Origin of the sequence: Aminobacter aminovorans, assembly GCF_900445235.1 — a bacterium.
Classification (GTDB): domain Bacteria; phylum Pseudomonadota; class Alphaproteobacteria; order Rhizobiales; family Rhizobiaceae; genus Aminobacter; species Aminobacter aminovorans.
Genome location: NZ_UFSM01000001.1, coordinates 2,751,725 through 2,770,455, shown reverse-complemented (window position 1 = coordinate 2,770,455; position 18,731 = coordinate 2,751,725). Strand labels below are relative to the sequence as shown.

The 18,731-nt window shown below is 63.6% G+C and carries 20 protein-coding genes; 9 read left to right on the top strand and 11 right to left on the bottom strand.

Annotated features, from left to right (window positions below):
• Positions 1 to 284: 284 nt before the first annotated feature.
• The 10 genes from DY201_RS13625 to DY201_RS13580 all read right to left on the bottom strand — a co-directional run bounded on the left by DY201_RS13625 (position 285) and on the right by DY201_RS13580 (position 11,410).
• On the bottom strand, positions 285 to 731 hold the full coding sequence (locus DY201_RS13625) for a hypothetical protein (RefSeq protein ID WP_115731660.1): 447 nt from the start codon (positions 729 to 731) through the stop codon (positions 285 to 287).
• A gap of 164 nt (positions 732 to 895) precedes the next feature.
• Positions 896 to 2,932 (bottom strand): vWA domain-containing protein, encoded by a 2,037-nt coding sequence (locus tag DY201_RS13620; protein ID WP_115733779.1) that lies wholly within the window; start codon positions 2,930 to 2,932, stop codon positions 896 to 898.
• 2 nt (positions 2,933 to 2,934) lie between these two features.
• Positions 2,935 to 3,495, bottom strand: coding sequence for an RNA polymerase sigma factor (locus DY201_RS13615; protein ID WP_115733778.1), 561 nt, complete (start codon positions 3,493 to 3,495; stop codon positions 2,935 to 2,937).
• 102 nt (positions 3,496 to 3,597) lie between these two features.
• Positions 3,598 to 4,683: a hypothetical protein gene (locus DY201_RS13610; RefSeq protein ID WP_115731659.1), complete on the bottom strand. Its 1,086-nt coding sequence runs from the start codon at positions 4,681 to 4,683 to the stop codon at positions 3,598 to 3,600.
• A gap of 115 nt (positions 4,684 to 4,798) precedes the next feature.
• Positions 4,799 to 5,977 (bottom strand): BaiN/RdsA family NAD(P)/FAD-dependent oxidoreductase, encoded by a 1,179-nt coding sequence (locus tag DY201_RS13605; protein ID WP_115731658.1) that lies wholly within the window; start codon positions 5,975 to 5,977, stop codon positions 4,799 to 4,801.
• Positions 5,978 to 6,088: 111 nt separating this feature from the next.
• Entirely contained in the window at positions 6,089 to 6,820 is a 732-nt protein-coding gene (locus DY201_RS13600; protein ID WP_115731657.1) for a dienelactone hydrolase family protein, read from the bottom strand.
• A gap of 60 nt (positions 6,821 to 6,880) precedes the next feature.
• Positions 6,881 to 8,191 (bottom strand): CynX/NimT family MFS transporter, encoded by a 1,311-nt coding sequence (locus tag DY201_RS13595; protein WP_115731656.1) that lies wholly within the window; start codon positions 8,189 to 8,191, stop codon positions 6,881 to 6,883.
• Positions 8,188 to 8,865, bottom strand: coding sequence for a FadR/GntR family transcriptional regulator (locus DY201_RS13590; RefSeq protein WP_115731655.1), 678 nt, complete (start codon positions 8,863 to 8,865; stop codon positions 8,188 to 8,190). Before DY201_RS13590 ends, DY201_RS13595 begins: the two co-directional genes overlap by 4 nt.
• A 100-nt stretch (positions 8,866 to 8,965) precedes the next feature.
• Positions 8,966 to 9,739, bottom strand: coding sequence for a hypothetical protein (locus DY201_RS13585; RefSeq protein ID WP_245431991.1), 774 nt, complete (start codon positions 9,737 to 9,739; stop codon positions 8,966 to 8,968).
• A 96-nt stretch (positions 9,740 to 9,835) separates the two neighbouring features.
• A complete protein-coding gene (locus tag DY201_RS13580; RefSeq protein WP_115731654.1) occupies positions 9,836 to 11,410 on the bottom strand; it encodes a trimethylamine methyltransferase family protein in 1,575 nt (524 codons plus the stop codon).
• A gap of 267 nt (positions 11,411 to 11,677) precedes the next feature.
• Here DY201_RS13580 and DY201_RS13575 point away from each other — a divergent pair, with 267 nt between their 5' ends.
• Positions 11,678 to 12,376 (top strand): corrinoid protein, encoded by a 699-nt coding sequence (locus tag DY201_RS13575; protein ID WP_115731653.1) that lies wholly within the window; start codon positions 11,678 to 11,680, stop codon positions 12,374 to 12,376.
• A 96-nt stretch (positions 12,377 to 12,472) separates the two neighbouring features.
• Here DY201_RS13575 and DY201_RS13570 read toward each other — a convergent pair whose 3' ends face one another.
• The gene (locus DY201_RS13570; protein ID WP_115731652.1) at positions 12,473 to 12,607 is read right to left on the bottom strand and encodes an entericidin A/B family lipoprotein; all 135 of its coding nucleotides are present in this window, start codon (positions 12,605 to 12,607) and stop codon (positions 12,473 to 12,475) included.
• 65 nt (positions 12,608 to 12,672) lie between these two features.
• Here DY201_RS13570 and DY201_RS13565 point away from each other — a divergent pair, with 65 nt between their 5' ends.
• The 8 genes from DY201_RS13565 to DY201_RS13530 all read left to right on the top strand — a co-directional run bounded on the left by DY201_RS13565 (position 12,673) and on the right by DY201_RS13530 (position 18,686).
• Entirely contained in the window at positions 12,673 to 13,320 is a 648-nt protein-coding gene (locus tag DY201_RS13565) for a DUF1638 domain-containing protein (protein WP_115731651.1), read from the top strand.
• A 37-nt stretch (positions 13,321 to 13,357) separates the two neighbouring features.
• A complete protein-coding gene (locus tag DY201_RS13560; protein WP_115731650.1) occupies positions 13,358 to 13,951 on the top strand; it encodes a DUF4893 domain-containing protein in 594 nt (197 codons plus the stop codon).
• Positions 13,952 to 14,093: 142 nt separating this feature from the next.
• Positions 14,094 to 14,753, top strand: coding sequence for an exopolysaccharide biosynthesis protein (locus DY201_RS13555; protein WP_115731649.1), 660 nt, complete (start codon positions 14,094 to 14,096; stop codon positions 14,751 to 14,753).
• Between the two features lie 5 nt (positions 14,754 to 14,758).
• Positions 14,759 to 15,526: a formyl transferase gene (locus tag DY201_RS13550; protein WP_115731648.1), complete on the top strand. Its 768-nt coding sequence runs from the start codon at positions 14,759 to 14,761 to the stop codon at positions 15,524 to 15,526.
• Positions 15,527 to 15,663: 137 nt separating this feature from the next.
• A complete protein-coding gene (locus tag DY201_RS13545) occupies positions 15,664 to 15,966 on the top strand; it encodes a virulence factor (protein WP_115733777.1) in 303 nt (100 codons plus the stop codon).
• The gene (locus DY201_RS13540; RefSeq protein WP_115731647.1) at positions 15,959 to 16,543 is read left to right on the top strand and encodes a methylenetetrahydrofolate reductase C-terminal domain-containing protein; all 585 of its coding nucleotides are present in this window, start codon (positions 15,959 to 15,961) and stop codon (positions 16,541 to 16,543) included. The genes DY201_RS13545 and DY201_RS13540 overlap by 8 nt, the downstream gene beginning before the upstream one ends.
• Entirely contained in the window at positions 16,540 to 17,640 is a 1,101-nt protein-coding gene (locus tag DY201_RS13535; RefSeq protein ID WP_115731646.1) for a methylenetetrahydrofolate reductase, read from the top strand. The genes DY201_RS13540 and DY201_RS13535 overlap by 4 nt, the downstream gene beginning before the upstream one ends.
• 77 nt (positions 17,641 to 17,717) lie before the next feature.
• Positions 17,718 to 18,686 (top strand): methyltetrahydrofolate cobalamin methyltransferase, encoded by a 969-nt coding sequence (locus DY201_RS13530; RefSeq protein WP_067960930.1) that lies wholly within the window; start codon positions 17,718 to 17,720, stop codon positions 18,684 to 18,686.
• The last annotated feature ends 45 nt before the right edge of the window (positions 18,687 to 18,731 follow it).

Here is an 18,731-nt window from a genome sequence, read left to right as displayed (position 1 = left end):
TCCACGGCAACGGTCGTTGAAATTCGGGTGGTTGAACATGTGAGTACCTCTCCAGGATGTTTGCTTCATGCCGCTATATCTGTTCAAAGATATATCTTTTGCAAGATAGAACGTAAGGAATTTTCGCGCCGGTGCGCCAAAGCATGCAGAAACAGACCGGAAAGGAGCGCCGTCCCCGGTTCGTCATATAGTCGATTTCATCTTGCTTTCAGACACTTACGGCTGGATCGAGATGTTCTTGCAGGACCACGGCGCTGGCATGCAATTTCGCTTCCGTCCGGCGCCTAGGCGCCGACAACCATGTCGCTCAGAACATGACTGAAGTGCTTTTCCTGCCGTTCCAGCCACTCGTAAGCCTGGGGCCAGTTGGCAGGATCTGTCATCGCGACCGGATGGTTGAACAGGTAGCAGAGCGCGTATTCGCCGCGCAGGCTGACGCCCAGCGCCTTGCCCAATGCGGGCTCGAAGGCGGTCAGCCGGTTTGCAGTGGTGGCATAACCCTCGCCGCGTTGGCCCCTGACGAACAGCCCGACGCTGCGATTGGTCAGATAGAGCGAAATCACCAGATCGTCGGCGACATGGCGCCAGCGCGAATAGAGGCTACCATGGCGTATCCTGGGATCGTTGCGGCGGGCGAGATAACCGTCCCAGAAAGCCTTGATCTCGCGCGACGACAGCGAGCGCAGCCCGCCATGCGCGATATCCCATTCGTCCAGTTGCCGGTCGGCCATCACTAGTCTCCGAAACACCACCCCAGCGTTTTTCGGCTGGACGCCTAGACATCACAAAAGAACGGCCGACGGAAAGCCCCCCTTTCCGCCGCCTGAGATGATGAAGAACGGCCGGCGGAAAACCCCCTTTCCGCCGGCCGGCCCACCTGCCCTTGCCTGTTGCCTTATTGCTTGTTGCCCTGCAGCGACGATGCCAGCCGCACCAGCGACAGGAATTCGGCGCGATAGCCATAGGGGTCGGCCCCGCGCGCCGCCGAGGCGATCTCGGCGATCCGGTCGAAGCCGAACTGGGCTGTCGCGTCCTCGTCGCGCAGTTTCTGGCCGAAGGCCGCAACCGCCACCGAGAAACGCTGGTCGGTACCGGCGCCGTCGAAGCTCGCGACTTCGTTCGTCTTCGTCACCGGCGTGGTGATCAGCTTGCTCACGTCGCCGTCAGGCGCCTTGTAGCGGATCTTCACGAAAGCATACTCGTCGGCATTGGCGACGCCGCCATTGCCTGTCGAAGCCTGGCCGTAGCGCAACGGGTCCATTGCCAGCGACGGGCTGTCCTTGGGCGTGATCTCGTAGATCGCCGTCACCGAATGGCCGGAGCCGATCTCGCCGGCATCGACGCGATCGTTGTTGAAGTCCTCGCGATTGAGTGCGCGAGTCTCGTAGCCGATGAGCCGATATTCGGCGACGGCAGCCGGATTGAACTCGACCTGTATCTTGACGTCCTTGGCAATCGGGAACAGCGTCGAGGAGGCATCCTGCACCAGCACCTTCTCGGCTTCGGCCAGCGTGTCGATATAGGCCGCCGTGCCGTTGCCGTTCTGGGCGATGGTCTGCATCATCTGGTCGTTGAGATTGCCGCGGCCGAAGCCGAACACCGACAGGAACACGCCCGACTTGCGCTTGTCCTCGATCAGCCGCTTGAGCTCGTCGTCATCGGTCTGGCCGACATTGAAGTCGCCGTCGGTCGCCAGCATCACACGGTTGATGCCGTCCTTGATGAAGGATCTTTGCGCCAGCCGATAGGCTTCGCGAATGCCCGCTTCGCCGGCAGTCGAGCCACCAGGGGTCAGCGTGTCGATGGCCGACAGGATCTTTTCCCGGTCCGACGCCTTGGTCGGTTCGAGCACGGTGCCGGCGTTGCCGGCATAGGTGACGATCGAAACCGTGTCGTCGGCATTGAGCTTGTTGACCAGGAGGCGGAAGGCCGAGCGCAGCAGCGGCAGCTTGTCCGGCTCGTCCATCGACCCCGACACATCGATCAGGAACACCAGGTTGGCTTTCGGCTGCTCGGCAGGCCGCACATCATAGCCCTTGATGCCGACATGCATCAGCTTGGTGTGCTCGTTCCACGGCGTCGGCATGACGCTGACGGTAGTGTTGAACGGCGTGGTGATCGCTTCAGGCCCCTTCCAGTCGTAGGGGAAGTAGTTGATCATTTCCTCGACACGCACAGTGTCGGCATGCGGCAGAACCCCTTCCTTCAACAAACGGCGGGCGAAGGAGTAAGAGGCCGTGTCGACATCGATGGAGAAAGTCGAGACCGGATCCTCGAGTGCCGAACGTACCGGATTGGTCTTGAAATCCTCGACGCGGTCGCGGTTTTCCGGCAGCGGCATCGGCACATCGGATGGCGCGATCACACCGTGGAGCTCGGTTGTCAGCGTCGGAGCCGACATCCGACTCATTTGTGTCGCGGCATCCTGCAGCGGCGCTGGCACAGGCATGGCGGGCGCTGCCTCGTTCATCACGACCGCTTCGTCAGCGCTTGCCTCTTCGGCCTTACCCGCCTGCGAAGCAGCCAACGGCTTGGCCGCGACAGCCGGTGTCGTGCCTGTATCGGTCTTCTTCAACTTGGTATCAGGCGCGTCCTTCAAGCGCGCCGAAGGAGCCTCCGCGATCTCCTGGTCGGCACCAAAATTGAATGGCGATCCCTCCATCAGGTAGAATGTGGCATAGCCGGCGATCGGCAGGGCAACGAGACCGGCAAAGGCCGGCGCTGCAATCAGCTTCTTTTGCATGATGTCTCTCCAGAGCTTTCGTGCTCGTTGGGTGAGACGATCGGTGTTTTGAGTTCCTTGGGTGGCCGCGGGATTTTTTTCGAGATCGTAGGCCGCCATCGCCGCGGCGAGCGCGCGCGCCTTGGCCCCGCTGCCTGGAGCGGGCGTCGGAATGTTGCGCAGCATGTCGAGTTCGTTGTCGTCGACCATGGTCACTCTTCCCCGGCCGAGCGCATGAGCAGCTTAAGCCGATTCTTCGCTTCATGGATGTGCCAGGACACGGTGGCCTCGGCGATCGCCATGGCATCCGCCGCTGCCGCATGGCTCAAGCCCTCGCCATAGACGAGAAGGATTGCGTCGCGCTGCTTGTCCGGCAACTGCCTGACCGCCGCCCACATCCGCTCCGTCGGATCTTCCGTTTCCGGCCCGCCATCTCCCGCGACAAGCGCATGGACGCCATAGGCGGTGGTCTTCGCCGTCTCTCGCGCCGATTTGCGCTGCATGTCGCGCGCGGCGTTCAGCGTCATCGCATAGAGCCATGTCGTGAAGGCAGAGCCGCCGCGATAGTCGCGGATGGCCCGGCCCAACCGCGCGCAGACCTCCTGAGCGATGTCTTCGGCATCCGACCTGTTGCCGCACCAGCGCCAGGCGACACGATGGACGAATCCGTAATGCCTCTCGACGAGTTCGCCGAAAGCTGTCCTGTCGCCATCGCGCGCTCGTCCGACCAGATCGCCGTCGGAGGCTTCGCTTTCGTCCAGCATCATCGCCATCATTTGTCCGTTGGACGAAAGCTTTGAGGCAATCCTTGGGGTGCTGCGAAGAAAAAAGTTTCGGCGCCAACCCAAGACATGCCGGGCGGCGCGACACCTCCGTCACGAGCCGGGGCAGACCAGCTTGACGTTCACCGTGTTCTTGCCGCTGACGGACATACCGCCGGTGACATATTTGGCGAAGGGCAAGGTGCTGACATCCTGGGACACCTCGGTGTCGACGGTAAAGCTCTCATTGGCAAAGACATTGCCGCCGTCGACTTCTCCTTGCGGGCGCATCGACATGCCATGGCCGCCCTTGCAGCGGATCTTCACGTCGCCCGGCCTGCCTTTCGATTTGTTGTCGAGAGCCATGGTCAGCCCGTCGAGTTCCAGCGCCATGTCGATGTCGTCGTTGATCTGACCGCTCGAGGTGCATGACATGCCGGCAATCCTTACGCTCTTGATCTTGCCTGCCCGACGCGTTTTCCCCTTCAGCATCCATGTGTCGGATCCCGGCGAACTGTTGCCCTCCATCTCCACCGACTGGGTGACATAAGAGTAGGTCACGTCGAACTGCGGCCCCTTGATGCGCGGCTCGAGCTTTGCCTCGATGGTAACCGTGCCTTGGTCGACGATGCGCTTGAGCAATGACCGTGTCGCTTTGGCCTGTTCGCGATAGCGCTCCGCTTCCTCAGCCGCGAAGTGGCTCGGCAGTCTGTCCCAGTAGACGGTGGCGGTGTCTCTTGCGCATTTCGCCCGGTGAACAGCTTCGTGCTCGAGCGCGAAATCAGCAAGTTCCTTGCATTGCGAGCCCGCTCGCAGGGCTTCGAGTGCAGCGGGTTGCTGCTCGCAACTGCCATATTTCATGTCGACCGTCGCTGGCCCGGTATAACCATGGGCGGGACGGTGGGGTAAGCGGAACCTCCCCATGATTTCGGTCCGTTTCAGCGACGAGCGGTGATAGATGCTGACGTCGGAATCCGGATGCGTCGGGATTTTGTGCGCCTCGATCAGCGGGTCCTCGACTGCCTTGAGCTGTGCTGCCATGTCGGCGAAGAACTTTGCCGCGTAGTCTGCGTTTCTGAGCTCTTCCTGGACGCTTTGCAGGTTCTTGCACGAGCATTGTTGCTGGTCGGCCAAAACAGGCATCACCAGCGCGCCGCCGAGCGCCAGCGAAACGGCAAACGCCTTGATTGTCGAGAACATCCGCACCACACCTTTTGATTGATTCAGGTGGCAGTCGGTATCGGAAACCTGTGTATCCGCAGGATGTTGCGATGCGGATGCGTTGGATGCACAACGAAAACAGGGATGAGCAGGATCAGGCTGCCCGCCCGGCCGCCCAGCCCGACGACCATGCCCACTGGAAATTATAGCCGCCGAGCCAGCCGGTGACGTCGACGACCTCGCCGATGAAGAAAAGGCCCGGCACCGATTTCACCTGCATCGTCTTCTGGTCTAGCGACCTGGTGTCGACGCCGCCAAGCGTCACTTCCGCCGTACGATAGCCCTCGGACCCGGCAGGCTTGATACGCCACTGATTGACAGCGGCATCGACGGCTTTCAGATGCGTATCGTTCAGATCGGCGAGATTGCCGTTGAAGCCGAGCCGCTCGGCAATTGCCTGGGCCAGCTTCTTGGGCAGGTGGGCGGCGAGAACGGTCTGCACCGCCTGGCGCCCGTTAGCGCGCTTGGCCTCGCGCAGGATCGCCGCGACATCGGTGCCCGGCAGCATCGAGATCGCAATTTCGTCGCCCTCGCGCCAGTAGGACGAGATCTGCAGGATCGACGGCCCGCTGATGCCGCGGTGGGTGAACAGCATGGCTTCGTAAAAGCGGGTCTTGCCGCAGGCAACATCGGCATCGACAGCGATGCCGGCAAGCGGCGTCAGTTTCTGCAAGGTGTTGGCGTCGAAGGTCAGCGGCACCAGCGCCGGCCGCGTCTCGACAACAGGCAGCCCGAACTGCGCGGCAATCTCGTAGCCGAAACCGGTCGCTCCCATCTTGGGGATCGACTTGCCGCCGCAGGCGACCACCAGCGACTTGCACGCCACCCGGCTGCCGGAGACAAACAGCTCGAACCCGTCGGCGGTCCTGCTGATGTCCTCGACCGTGGTCGACAGCCTCAGCTCGGCGCCGTTTTGCTGCATTTCCTCGACCATCATCTCGATGATCTGGCGTGCCGAGCCGTCGCAGAACAGCTGGCCGAGCGTCTTCTCGTGATAGGCGATGCCGTAGCTCTCGACGAGGCCGATGAAATTGCGCTGGGTGTAGCGGCTCAGCGCCGAGATGCAGAAATGCGGGTTCTGCGACAGAAAATTCTTCGGGCTGGCGTGGATGTTGGTGAAGTTGCAGCGCCCGCCGCCGGAAATCCGGATCTTTTCGCCGGGCGCCGAAGCGTGATCGACGACCAGCACCGAGCGGCCGCGCTTGCCGGCTTCCACGGCGCACATCATGCCGGCCGCGCCGGCGCCGATCACCACGACATCAAAGGACTGCATTCCGGAGTGTTCCCGCTGGCCTCGGCGCCTCGCCGGCGCGCGAACCCTGTTTGTCGGATCAAGCTGTTCGGTGCCTGATAGCCGAAGCTGTCAGGATGGCAAAGTTGGAAGTTACGCCAGCGTTTCCTCAAACAACGCCGTCAGCCGCTTCCAGTGGCGCTCGGCGCCGACAGCGTCGTAGACGCCGTGGTCGGATACGCACCAGCCATGGCCCATGCCGACATAGTTTTCGAGTATGTGGTCGACGCCGGCAGTGCGCAGGCTCTCGGCCAGGATTGCCGACTGTTCCGGCGGGAAGCTGGCGTCGACACCGGCAGAGCCGACATAGACGCGCGCCTTGATCTTTGCCGCGCTGCGGTGCGGGCTATCGGGCGCATCGCTGGCCAGATTGCCGCCATGGAAGCTTGCCGCGGCCACGATGCGACCCGGATGGGCGGCGGCGGCGTTGAGCGCACGCGAGCCGCCCATGCAATAGCCGACAGTGCCAATCGGGCCCGTCGCGCCGACCTTTGCCAACGCGTCGATGAAGGAGCCCGTGTCGCGTACGGTCATCTCCTGCGTTGTGCCGCCGATCAGGGCACGCAACTCGGTCCGCGTCTTCTCCTCGACGAAGCCCGTCTTGGCGTCGAACGGACCATAGGCGCCTGCACGATAAAACAGGTCGGGCACCAGCACCGCATAGCCGTGGCTGCCCAGCCGTTCAGCCATCTCGCCCAGCGCCGGGCGCGGACCGAAGGCATCCATATAGAGGATCACACCGGCTTTCGCCTTGGCAGCTGCGAACAGCCCAGCCTTGCAGACGCCATCCGCCGTCCTGATCTCGATCTCGCGCTTGGTCGACATGGCAAGGCTCCTTCTGTCTGTCCCGTCGCGAACATAGGGACTTCAGCCCGCCAGACAAGCTCAGGCGGCAGAGGTCCGCTCGGTGCGCGCGCCGACATGCAGCGCCCTGCCCGCGCCCAGTCCCGTGATCGCGACGCCAAGGCCAAGGGCGACGAACAGCACCGAAGAGGCGGCGAAGCTGCCGGTCCAGTTGCGGATCAGCCCGACAAGCAGCGGGCCGATGGCCGCCAGCGTGTAGCCCACGCCCTGCGCCATGCCGGAGAGATGGGCCGCGACATGGGAATCCGGCGAGCGCAGCACGATCAGCGTCATGGCGGCGGCAATCAGCCCGCCCTGGCCGATGCCCTGCAGCACGGCCCAGAACAGGATCGTCGAGGTCGGCGCAAACAGAATGCCGAGCAATGCCGTCACGGCAGCCACGACGAGCGCCACATTGACGCCGCGCTGGTCCTTGCGGCGAATGGCGATCGAGGGCACGGCAAGGCAGGTCACGACCTGCGCCATGACCGACAAAGACACGATCGCGCCGGCCGTCGTGGCATCGAAGCCGCGCTCGCGCAGGATCGGCGCCAGCCAGCCGAAGACGCAATAGGCGAGCGCCGACTGCAGCCCCATGAACAAGGTGACCTGCCAGGCCAGCCGGTCGCGCCACAGGCCGACGACGCGGTAGCCGCTTTGGCTCGCCTGCCTGTGGCTGCCGAGCGCCTGCGGCGTCCAGATGAGCAGCACGATGAAGGCGGGAACCGCCCAGGCGGCGAGCGCGCCGGACCAGGAGCCCGTCAGCAGATGTTCTATGGGCAGTGTCAGTCCCGAGGCCGAAGCAGCCCCAGCGCAAAGCGCCATCGTATAGAGCCCGGTCATCATCGCCGCCTTGTCGGGGAAGTCGCGCTTGACCAGCCCGGGCAGGAGCACGTTGCCGATGGCGATTGCGGCGCCGGCCATGAAGCTCGCGATGAACAGCAGCGGCACGGTGCCGAGGCCTCGCAGGACAGTGCCAAGGGCCAGCAGCGCCAGCGCGAACAGCAACGTGCGCTCGGCGCCGAAGCGCTGCGCCAACTTTGGGGCCAGCGGCGCAAACAGGCCAAGGCAGAGCACCGGCAGCGTCGTCAAAAGGCTGGCGCCGGCGGGCGACAGGCCGGTTGCCTGCATCACCTCCGGCAACAGCACCGAGAGGCTGGAAAAGATCGGCCTGAGATTGAAGGCGATCAGCACCAGGCTGGCGCCGAGCACGAAACGCGCCATGCCGCTGCGCAGGACGGGCGCCTGCGGTGCCGGCAGGCTGTCGATCTCGGAATCGACGAGCTGGTCGTCGAGACCATCGATGGCGACGGCCTGGGCCGGCCGGCCGGCCGGAACAAAGCTCTGGTTCATCGGGCAAGCAACCTGTCGAGTTCGAGAAGCACCGGCGCCATGAAGGCGCGGACTGCCGCGGCAGCCCTGTCCGGGTCGCCGGAGGCGACGGCATCGACGATGGCCGCATGGGCCGGCGCGTCAGGCTCGGGCAGTTCGCCGGCCAGCGTCGCCTTGATCGTCTCGGCGATGGCGCCGGTGAAGAAGTCGTAGAGTTCGATCATTGCCCGGTTGCCGGAGGCCTCGACGACCGACTTGTGGAAGGCGATGTCGCGGCGAATGAAGGCCTCGTGCCCGCCATCGGCAACCGCGCCGCGCGCCGCCAGCAAGCGGCGCATTTTCACCAGATCGGCTGGCGTATGGCGCTGCGCTGCCAGCCGCGCCGCCTCGGCGTCCAGGGCGGCGCGCGTCTCCCACTGGTCGCGCAGGCCGGCGCGCTTGACGCGATCCAGCACCGCCGACGGATCGACCGCCGAGCGGACATAGGTGCCGGACCCTTGCCGCGTATCGAGCAGGCCTTGCGAGACCAGGACGCGGACAGCTTCGCGCACCGTGCCGCGGCTTACCGAAAGCAGGTCGGTGAGCGCCGCTTCATTGGGAATACGCTCGCCCACGGCCCAGCGGCCGCTGACGATTTCTGCGCGCAGGCTATCGGCGGCGCTGTCGGTGAGATTGGTTCGCGTGGCTGGCTGCATGGTTATATTCATCAAGTCATCTGATGACTTCGAATAGGCCGATCGACAGCGAAAGGCAACAAGGGAGCCGGGAAAGCGATTGGGCCAGCAGCAAGCGAGCTCAGAGGCTGGCGTAGCTTTTCATGTGAAAGGCCTGGACATCCGCCGGATAACGATAGGCCAGCCCATAGGGACAGGCATTGCGATCGAGGCACCCTTGCGTCCGGCAGGCACCTCCCGAGGCGCCGCGCACATGCCCGAGGCATTTTTCATACGCAAAGCCGGCATCCGAATATGCATCGACCGGGCAGGGTTTCAGGCAAGGTTTTCCGGGACATAAGTCGCAAAGGTGACTCTGTTCGCGACGTTCCGCGAACGCCAGTTCGACCTCGAACAGCAGCGCTCCGCGATAGGCATGCCAGAGCCCGTATGCGGGATGCATCAGTATGCCCAGCGGCGACGGCCTGAGCCCTTCCGCCCGCATCGCCCATTGCTGGAACGGCAGGTAGGGCTTGTCGGATGGCGACACCGCGCGCGCCCCGAACTCGCGCGCCACGGCACCGATCACTTCGCGCGACCAGCTGTCGAGCGGATTGGCGAGATTGGCCGGCTGCTGCTCGCGCCAACGCAGGAAATGCGGCCAGAGTGCCGCACCCGCCTGCCCCACCAGCAGCACCGACCGCGCCGCCCGGCCTGCCGGGCCGTCCGGCACGACATCTTTGCCTTGCCCGACAGCTTTGCCTTCCCCGACACCTTCGCCTTCCCCGACACCTTCGCCTTCCCCGACACCTTCGCCTTCCCCGACACCTTCGCCTTCAAAGACAAAACCGCCGCGCTGGATGAGGCCATGACCGGCCAGCGCGGTGGAAATCTCATCAAGGTCGGGGGACGGCAAGCGTCACCCCTTCTTGTCCGGATCGGAGAATGCGCTCCGCCAGACTTCCTTGTGAATGATGCTGGCGACTTTAGCCCCGCCTGAAACGGGCTCCTTTCACGTGAAGGCGTCGGGCATCGACGCCTTCTTCGCGGCGATGAAGTCCTTGAGGCCGTCGTCGATGCTGGGATCGAGATATGGTGCCTCGTAGCTTTCGAGCCAGCGACGGGCAAGCTCGTTGGCACGCTGCGGCGCCGTCTTCTGCCCCTCGGCCAGCCACTGCTCGTAGGAATTGTTGTCGGCGATGCTGGAACGGTAGAACGCGGTCTGGAAATTGGCCTGCGTATGGTCGCAGCCGAGATAGTGGCTGCCAGGCCCGACCTGGCGGATGGCGTCCATCGCCTGGCCGTTTTCGGAGAGATCGACGCCTTCGGCGAATTTTTGCTGCATGCCAAGCTGGTCGATGTCCATCATGAACTTCTCGTAGCACGAGGCGAGACCGCCCTCGAGCCAGCCGGCCGAATGCAGCACGAAATTGGTGCCGGCAAGCAGAGTCGAATTCAGCGTGTTGGCGCTTTCATAGGCCGCCTGCGCATCGGGAACCTTCGACGCGCAGAGCGAGCCGCCGGTGCGGAACGGCAGGCCGAGACGGCGCGCCAGCTGGGCGGCGCCGTAGGACACCAGCGACGGCTCCGGCGTGCCGAAGGTCGGCGCGCCCGACTGCATCGAGATCGACGAGGCGAAGGTGCCGAACAGCACCGGCGCGCCCTTGCGGATCAGCTGGGTGAACGAGGCGCCGGCCAGAACCTCGGCCAGAACCTGGGTCAAGGTGCCGGCGACCGTCACCGGGCTCATCGCGCCGGCCAGGATGAACGGCGTGACGATGCAGGCCTGGTTGTGGCGCGCATAGACCTTGGCTGCACCCAGCATGGTCTCGTCGAAGACCATCGGCGAGTTGGCGTTGATCAGGCTGGTCAGCACCGTGTTGTTTTCGACGAAGTCGTCGCCGAACACGATCTTGGCCATGGCCACCGTGTCCTCGGCGCGCTCGGGCGCGGTCACCGAGCCCATGAACGGCTTGTCCGAAAATTTGATGTGGCTGTAGATCATGTCGAGGTGGCGCTTGTTGACAGGCACGTCGACAGGCTCGCACACGGTGCCGCCCGAATGGTGGATCGACGGCGCCATAAAGGCGAGCTTCACGAAATTGCGGAAATCCTCGATCGTGGCATAGCGCCTGTTGCCGTCGAGGTCGCGCACGAAGGGCGGACCGTAGACAGGTGCGAAAACGGTCGCGTTGCCGCCGATCTGCACCGAGCGCTCGGGATTGCGTGCATGCTGGGTGTAGACGGAAGGCGCGGTCTTCAGCAGTTCGCGGCACAGCCCCTTGGGAAAGTGCACCCGCTCGCCCTTGACGTCGGCGCCGGCTTCCTTCCACAGCGCCAATGCCTCGGCGTCGTCACGGAACTCGATGCCGATCTCCTCGAGCACCGTGTCGGCGTTCTTCTCGATGAGGGCGAGGCCCTCTTCGTTGAGCACCTCATAAAGGTTGATCTGGCGCTTGATGTAGGTGAGCTGGGTGCCGGGCCCGCCACCGGTCCGCGCTGCGCGCCGCGCGGCTGCGCCACCGCTTGCGCCACGTCCGCGCCTGCCGCCCGCTTGTTCCTGCTCGACTGCCGCGTCTTCGCCCATGGCTCTGCCTTCCGTAAGAATCCGTTTTTTGCCGCCCATGCGGCTCTACGACGGATCGTAATCATGCACCCATATCGAAACGGCTTGCCAGCGCCAACGCCTGTCGCAAAATCGACAAGCCGACAGCCAAGACGACAGCCGGACTGCCAGTCGCTTTCGTTTTGCAGGAGGTCGCAAATCAGCTATGGATTTGCGGCACTTGCAAGCTAGGTATAGCGCAACATCAGCAAGCCGCACTTTAGCGCTGCCTCGAGGGAGCCTCCGAAGATGTCCGACGACGAAATCATCCTGTCCGAGCTTTCCGACGACGAACTCGTGCAGCAGATGCACGACGACCTTTATGACGGGCTCAAGGAAGAAATCGAGGAAGGGACGAACATCCTGCTTGAGCGCGGCTGGGTGCCCTACAAGGTCCTGACCGAAGCACTGGTCGAAGGCATGCGCATCGTCGGCGAGGATTTTCGCGACGGCATCCTGTTCGTGCCGGAAGTGCTGCTCTCGGCAAACGCCATGAAGGCCGGCATGTTCATCCTTCGCCCGCTGCTTGCCGCCACCGGCGCGCCCAAGCAGGGCAAGATGGTCATCGGCACCGTCAAGGGCGACATCCACGACATCGGCAAGAACCTCGTCGGCATGATGATGGAAGGCGCTGGCTTTGACGTCATCGACCTCGGCATCAACAACCCGGTCGAGAACTATCTCAATGCCATCGAAGAGCATCAGCCCGACATCATCGGCATGTCGGCGCTTCTGACCACGACCATGCCCTACATGAAGGTCGTCATCGACACGATGAAGGAAAAGGGCATCCGCGACGACTACGTCGTGCTCGTCGGCGGCGCGCCGCTCAACGAGGAGTTCGGCAAGGCCGTCGGGGCCGATGCCTACTGCCGTGACGCGGCAGTCGCCGTCGAAACCGCCAAGGACTACATGAAGCGCAAGCACAATCTGCGCGCTGCCGGCTGATGACGAAGGGCCGCCCCTTGCGGCGCGGCCCTTTCATTCCGATCTGAGTCTTGCCGATCTGAGACGCGCCGATTTGAGATGTGGCGGCGTCGTGCCTTATTGGACTGTGTCTTCGATGGCGTTGGCCGTGCCTTTGACATCCTTGCCGACGCCGCGAACGGTGTTGGCGCAGGAGGCCAGTGCGAGCGCACAGGCGATGACGGCGATCGGTGCCAGACGTGACAGTTTCATGGACGGTGTCTCCCTCTCTCGATAAACTTCGACCTATAGCAACGAAGGCCGGTTCGACTGGTTCCATGGCCGCAAAACAAACAACTAAACCCGACGTCGAAGACAGGCTGCTGGTCATAGGCTGCGGCATGATTGCGCGCGAGGTTTTGGCGGTCAAGCAGCAGCTCGCGCTCGATCATCTCGAACTGAGCTGCCTGCCGGCCGATTTCCATTTCCACCCCAACCGCATCGCGCCCGCCATGGACCAGGCCATCACCGCAGCGAAGGCGGAAGGGTATCGGCACATCTATGTCGGCTACGCCGATTGCGGCACCGGCGGCCTGCTCGACCGTGTCTGCGAAAAGCATGGCGTCGAGCGCATTGCCGGCCCGCATTGCTTTGCCTTCTACCAGGGTGCTGCTGCCTATGCGCAAGTCGGCGAGGCCGACATGATGTCGTTTTACATGACCGATTTCCTCTGCCGGCAGTTCGAGGCCTTCTTCATCAAGCCGCTCGGCCTCGACCGGCATCCCGAGCTGGTGCAGGACTATTTCGGCAATTACGAGAAGCTCATCTATCTCGCCCAGACCGACGACGCCGCGCTCGACAAGGTTGCCGAGGATGCAGCAAAGATGCTCGGCCTCGTCTATGAGCGCCGCGCCACCGGCTATGGCGACCTGCCCGAAGCTCTTGCCAACGCATCGGGCGCTGCGGCACATCATCAAAGAGCCTGATTCCTCCCCTGGGGTTCGGCCTTTGGAGAGGTTTGCCATGGCTTTTCGACAACTGACGGCTTTTCGACGACTGATTCTTGCGGCAGGCATCGCTGCCACGGCGACTTTCGCGCATGCCGACGGCGTGGTGCAGAAGCTGATCACGCCGGCCGACAAGGCCAGGCTCGAAAAATACGATGCCACGCGCACGGACGCGCTTCAGGCGGCCAAGGCAGGCGCGGCACGCGATGTCGCCGTCCTCGACGCCATCGCCGCCAGCAAGCCGCTGTCTTTTTCCGACTTCGATATGACCGGAAGCTGGCAATGCCGCACCATCAAGGCCGGAGGCCTGGGCCCGCTTGTCGTTTACGGCTGGTTCAAGTGCAAGGTCACCGACGACGGCTCCGGCTGGATGCTGGAGAAGATTTCCGGCTCGCAACGCACCAAGGGCCGCTTCTACACCGACAGTGACACCAGGTTGATCTATCTCGGATCCGGCTTCGTCGCGGGTGAGAAGCCCAAAGCCTATGGCCGTGGCCCCGACACCGACCAGGTCGGTTATGCCTTCCGCAGCGGACCCGCGGAATGGCGCATCGAGCTCCCGGCACCGCGATACGAATCGAAGCTGGACATCATCGAATTCCGCCGGTGATGTTGCATTCTGCGCGAAGCGACATCACATTCGCACCCTCTGGGGTCATCAAGGATTAACCTGGCCGTCGCACACTGCGACGGGGGTTGGGCGACGGGGATTGGCGCGTCTGAAAGCGGGCCGCAAGTGGACTGAAGGCTGAATGTCAGGGCTAGACAACCAAACCGACGCAGGCGAATTCGAAGCAGCGCCGAAGCGCCGCCGCGGCCGGCGCCTGTCTGCGATCTTCGCCCAGATCGCCCGCGATGCCAAAGGCAACATTTCGATCGGCGATATCAGGGACACGCTAGGCAAGCGCAGTTTCGCGCCGCTGCTGGTGCTTTTTGCCGCCTTCAACATGCTGCCGCTGCCGCCGGGCGCTTCGGCCGTGCTCGGCCTGCCGCTGCTGATCGTCGCCGCACAGATGGCTTTCGGCAGCAATCGCGCCTGGCTGCCCGACTTCATCACGCGGCGCTCGCTGTCGGCGGAACAGTTCCGCACCGTCACCGACTGGGTCATTCCAAGGCTGATCCGCCTCGAACAGGTGGTGCGGCCGCGCTACTGGCCCTTCTGGCGCAAGCGCGGCGACCGCGTCATCGGCATCATCGCCCTGATCCTCTCCGTCTCGATCACGCTGCCGATCCCGTTCGGTAACTGGCTGCCGGCCTTTGCCACCGCATTGCTCGGCCTGGCGCTGTCTGAACGCGACGGCATCCTGTTTGCCGTCGGCAGCGCCGTTGGCGTCGCCTCGCTCGCGGTCGTCTGTGCCGTCGTCGGCGGCGCCGGCTTTGCCACGCACGCCTTCCTGGCATGGCTGGGGTAGACTGAATGGACCGCAGGCCGATCGTCTTCGTGACCGAAGGCGGCGAACATATCTGGGCGATCATCAACAGCCTGACCGATCGCTTCGGCCCCATAACAGTCGTACTGGAAACGCCTTATTCCAAGCGTGAACTGCTGACCCGTCGCGCCAGGAAGCTCGGCTGGGTCTCGGTGGCCGGCCAGTTGGGAACCATGGTCCTCATCCGTGTCGCCAAACGTTTCCTGAACGGCGGCATCGCGCGCATCATCGCCGAGGAAAAACTGGAAACCGGGCCACGCCCAGGCCAGCAGATCGTTGCCGTCGCCTCCGCCAATGGCCCCGAGCTCATCGACGTCGTCGCCAAGCTCGCGCCATCAGTGGTGTTTCTCGCCAGCTGCCGGCTGCTGTCGGCCAGGACGCTGGCGGCCATCCCATGTCCGGTCATCAACTATCACTCCGGCATCAACCCGAAATACCGCGGCATGAATGGCGGCTACTGGGCGCTCGCCACCGGTGACCACGGCAATTTCGGCTCGACCGTGCATATCGTCGATGCCGGTGTCGACACCGGCTCCGTCCTCTACCAGGCCAGGGGAAATCCTGAAAAAGGCGACAGCATCGCCAGCTATGCGATGCGTCAGGCGGCCTTTTCGCGCGACATCTGCATCAGGGCAGTCGAAGACGTGCTCGCCGCCCGATTGACATCAGTTGATACCGGCCTGCCCTCGCAGCAATGGTACCATCCGACCATCTGGCAATACCTCTGGACGGGCATCCGCCGCGGCGTCTGGTAGCCGCGTCTGCGGCAATCCTCACTTTATCTTTTTGCGACAGGAGATCGCGTCGCTTTTGAATGCGCGCGCGTCGTCCCATAACAAGCAGCACCCGCATGGTTGCGGCAAAGCTCAACCTCATCGAAAGCGAGACTGATATGGCCGACCTGATCATCGTCTACTGGCGCGACATCCCTGCCCAGGTCATCGTCAAGAAGGGCCGGCAGAACGCCAAGCGCGAATTGCCGCTGCGTTTCACCGAAGCGATCGACATGTGCGCCATGCGCACCGGTGCCGGTGACACCGACGCCTATCTGGCGGAGTGGCGCAAGGCCGATCCGGTTCCGGTCAGCGACGACCTCGAGGCGGAAGCTGACAAGGCGATGGCCGAGATCGATGCGAATTTCACACGCGAGCGGCTGGTCGCTCTCGTCAAGGCAGGCGGCAAGGAAGATGGTTGATACCCAGCCGACAGTAACCCAGGCGACTTTGGTCAAGAAGGCCGCGCCGAAAAGCGACTACAAGCCTGCCGACGTGTCGCCGCAGCGACGCGTCCAGCGCAGCTACACAATCAGGCTGTGGTCGATCCGCCACTCGCGCCTGCTCGAATGGTTCTACAGCCGCTTCGCCGACATGTTCCTGCTGCTCCATCCGCTGTGGAAAAAGCTCGGCTATGGCCGCGTCGAGGCCCCGATCAAGTTTGTCGAGAAGCGGGTCAAGGGCCTGATGTTCGACTGCCGCATGTGCGGCCAGTGCGTGCTGTCGTCGACGGGCATGTCCTGCCCGATGAACTGCCCCAAGCAGCTGCGCAACGGGCCTTGCGGCGGCGTCCGTGCCAACGGCAATTGCGAGGTCGAACCCGACATGCCCTGTGTCTGGGTCAAGGCCTGGGAAGGTTCGCGCAACATGGTCAAGGGCGACGCCATCCTCAACGTCCAGAAGCCGGTCGACCAGTCGCTGCGTGAAACCTCGGCATGGCTGAGGGTGACCGCACAGGCTGCCGCAACGCGCGAAAGCGCCAGCAAGGAAGTCGCATGACACCGCCGCGCCCGCGCCAGCCCGACGAGCATCCCGACGGCATCGACCTGCCGCTCGATCCCCTGCCCGGCCATTCCTCGCGCGGCCGCCTCGAGCGCGTGCTGCGCCGTGGCGAGTTCGCCGTCACCACCGAACTGAACCCGCCCGACAGCGCCGACCCCGAAGATGTCTACAACCGCGCCAAGATCTTCGACGGCTGGGTCGACGGCATCAATGCGGTCGATGCTTCGGGTGCCAACTGCCACATGTCGTCGGTCGGCATCTGCGCGCTTCTGACCCGCATGGGCTATGCCCCGATCATGCAGATCGCCTGCCGCGACAAGAACCGCATCGCCATTCAGGGCGACGTTCTCGGCGCTGCCGCCATGGGCGTGGCCAACATCCTGTGCCTGACCGGCGATGGCGTGCAGGCAGGCGACCAGCCCGGCGCCAAACCGGTGTTCGACCTCGACTCGATGTCGCTGCTCGAAACAGTGCGCATCATGCGCGACAACGGAAAGTTCCTGTCGGGCCGCAAGCTGACCACGCCGCCGCAGCTCTTCCTCGGCGCTGCAGTCAATCCCTTCGCCCCGCCGCATGATTTCAGGCCCGTGCATCTCGGCAAGAAGATCGCCGCCGGCGCGCAGTTCGTGCAGAGCCAGTACTGCTTCGACGTGCCGATGTTCCGCACCTTCATGAACCGCGTGCGCGACCTCGGCTACGACGAGAAATGCTTCATCCTGGTCGGTGTAGGCCCCCTTGCCTCGGCCAAGACGGCCAAGTGGATCCGCGCCAACGTGCCGGGCATCCACATCCCGGATGCCGTCATCAAGCGTCTGGAGGGCGCCCAGGACCAGAAGAAGGAAGGCAAACAGCTCTGCATCGACATCATCAACGAGGTCAAGGAAATACCGGGCGTGTCGGGTGTCCACGTGATGGCCTACCGGCAGGAGGAGTATGTCGCCGAGATCGTCGATGAATCGGGCGTGCTGAAGGGTCGCCGGCCATGGAAACGCGAGGCCCGTGCCGACGACCAGCGTGTCGCCGAGCGGCTGGAGCACATCCTTCACGACGACGTCACCGAATCGCAGGTCGACATGGTGAAGACCGCGCACTGACAGGCAGGCGCGGCTGCCGCGCTTGAACGAAACCAGACAACGATATAAAGAAATCTTTATATCTTAGGGAGAACTTCATGACCCGCACCATCGTCGCCTCGGCGACCCGCGAAATCATCATCGGTTTCGATCAGCCTTTCTGCGTCATTGGCGAACGAATCAATCCGACCGGCCGCAAGAAGCTGGCCGCCGAGATGGTTGCCGGCAATTTCGAGACCGTCATCAAGGACGCCCTGGAGCAGGCCGCCTGCGGCGCGACAATGCTGGACATCAATGCCGGCGTGACGGCTGTCGATCCGAATGCGACCGAGCCGGCGCTTCTGGTGCAGACGCTCGAGATCGTCCAGAATCTGGTCGACCTGCCGCTGGCGATCGACAGCTCGGTGTCGGCGGCGATCGAGGCAGCCCTCAAGGTTGCCAAGGGCCGCCCGCTCGTCAACTCCGTCACCGGCGAGGAAGAGAAGCTCGAGGCGATCCTGCCGCTGGTCAAGAAGTACAACGTCCCGGTCGTCGCCATCTCCAATGACGAAACCGGCATCTCGATGGATCCCGACGTCCGCTTTGCGGTTGCCAAGAAGATCGTCGAGCGTTGCGCCGATTTCGGTATTCCCGCCCATGACGTGGTCGTCGATCCTCTCGTCATGCCGATCGGCGCGCTTGGCGATGCCGGCCGCCAGGTCTTCGCGCTGCTGCGCCGCCTGCGCGAAGAGCTCAAGGTCAACACCACCTGCGGCCTGTCCAACATCTCGTTCGGCCTGCCGCACCGCCACGGTATCAACGCCGCCTTCATCCCGATGGTCATCGGCGCCGGCATGACCTCGGCGATCATGAACCCGGTTCGTCCGCAGGAAATGGAAGCGGTCCGCGGCGCCAATGTGCTCAACGGCACAGACGAGCATTGCACCCACTGGATCAAGACCTACAAGGACTACAAGCCATCGGAGGGCGGTCACGCCGTTGCAGCCCCCGTTGCCGTCAGCGCACCGGGTGACGCCGCCGGCGGCCGCCGGCGCGGCGGTCGTGAAGCCCGGATGGCGCGCGGCTGAGATCAATCGTGATATACGACGCGCTCCATTTTCCCCCAGTCGTCC

What these genes read in the sequence shown, in the direction of transcription:
- DY201_RS13625 (WP_115731660.1), bottom strand. Translation starts at nt 731, where the DNA reads ATGGCCGACCGGCAACTGGACGAATGGGATATCGCGCATGGCGGGCTG.
- DY201_RS13620 (WP_115733779.1), bottom strand. Translation starts at nt 2,932, where the DNA reads ATGGTCGACGACAACGAACTCGACATGCTGCGCAACATTCCGACGCCC.
- DY201_RS13615 (WP_115733778.1), bottom strand. Translation starts at nt 3,495, where the DNA reads ATGGCGATGATGCTGGACGAAAGCGAAGCCTCCGACGGCGATCTGGTC.
- DY201_RS13610 (WP_115731659.1), bottom strand. Translation starts at nt 4,683, where the DNA reads ATGTTCTCGACAATCAAGGCGTTTGCCGTTTCGCTGGCGCTCGGCGGC.
- DY201_RS13605 (WP_115731658.1), bottom strand. Translation starts at nt 5,977, where the DNA reads ATGCAGTCCTTTGATGTCGTGGTGATCGGCGCCGGCGCGGCCGGCATG.
- DY201_RS13600 (WP_115731657.1), bottom strand. Translation starts at nt 6,820, where the DNA reads ATGTCGACCAAGCGCGAGATCGAGATCAGGACGGCGGATGGCGTCTGC.
- DY201_RS13595 (WP_115731656.1), bottom strand. Translation starts at nt 8,191, where the DNA reads ATGAACCAGAGCTTTGTTCCGGCCGGCCGGCCGGCCCAGGCCGTCGCC.
- DY201_RS13590 (WP_115731655.1), bottom strand. Translation starts at nt 8,865, where the DNA reads ATGCAGCCAGCCACGCGAACCAATCTCACCGACAGCGCCGCCGATAGC.
- DY201_RS13580 (WP_115731654.1), bottom strand. Translation starts at nt 11,410, where the DNA reads ATGGGCGAAGACGCGGCAGTCGAGCAGGAACAAGCGGGCGGCAGGCGC.
- DY201_RS13575 (WP_115731653.1), top strand. Translation starts at nt 11,678, where the DNA reads ATGTCCGACGACGAAATCATCCTGTCCGAGCTTTCCGACGACGAACTC.
- DY201_RS13570 (WP_115731652.1), bottom strand. Translation starts at nt 12,607, where the DNA reads ATGAAACTGTCACGTCTGGCACCGATCGCCGTCATCGCCTGTGCGCTC.
- DY201_RS13565 (WP_115731651.1), top strand. Translation starts at nt 12,673, where the DNA reads ATGGCCGCAAAACAAACAACTAAACCCGACGTCGAAGACAGGCTGCTG.
- DY201_RS13560 (WP_115731650.1), top strand. Translation starts at nt 13,358, where the DNA reads ATGGCTTTTCGACAACTGACGGCTTTTCGACGACTGATTCTTGCGGCA.
- DY201_RS13555 (WP_115731649.1), top strand. Translation starts at nt 14,094, where the DNA reads ATGTCAGGGCTAGACAACCAAACCGACGCAGGCGAATTCGAAGCAGCG.
- DY201_RS13550 (WP_115731648.1), top strand. Translation starts at nt 14,759, where the DNA reads ATGGACCGCAGGCCGATCGTCTTCGTGACCGAAGGCGGCGAACATATC.
- DY201_RS13545 (WP_115733777.1), top strand. Translation starts at nt 15,664, where the DNA reads ATGGCCGACCTGATCATCGTCTACTGGCGCGACATCCCTGCCCAGGTC.
- DY201_RS13540 (WP_115731647.1), top strand. Translation starts at nt 15,959, where the DNA reads ATGGTTGATACCCAGCCGACAGTAACCCAGGCGACTTTGGTCAAGAAG.
- DY201_RS13535 (WP_115731646.1), top strand. Translation starts at nt 16,540, where the DNA reads ATGACACCGCCGCGCCCGCGCCAGCCCGACGAGCATCCCGACGGCATC.
- DY201_RS13530 (WP_067960930.1), top strand. Translation starts at nt 17,718, where the DNA reads ATGACCCGCACCATCGTCGCCTCGGCGACCCGCGAAATCATCATCGGT.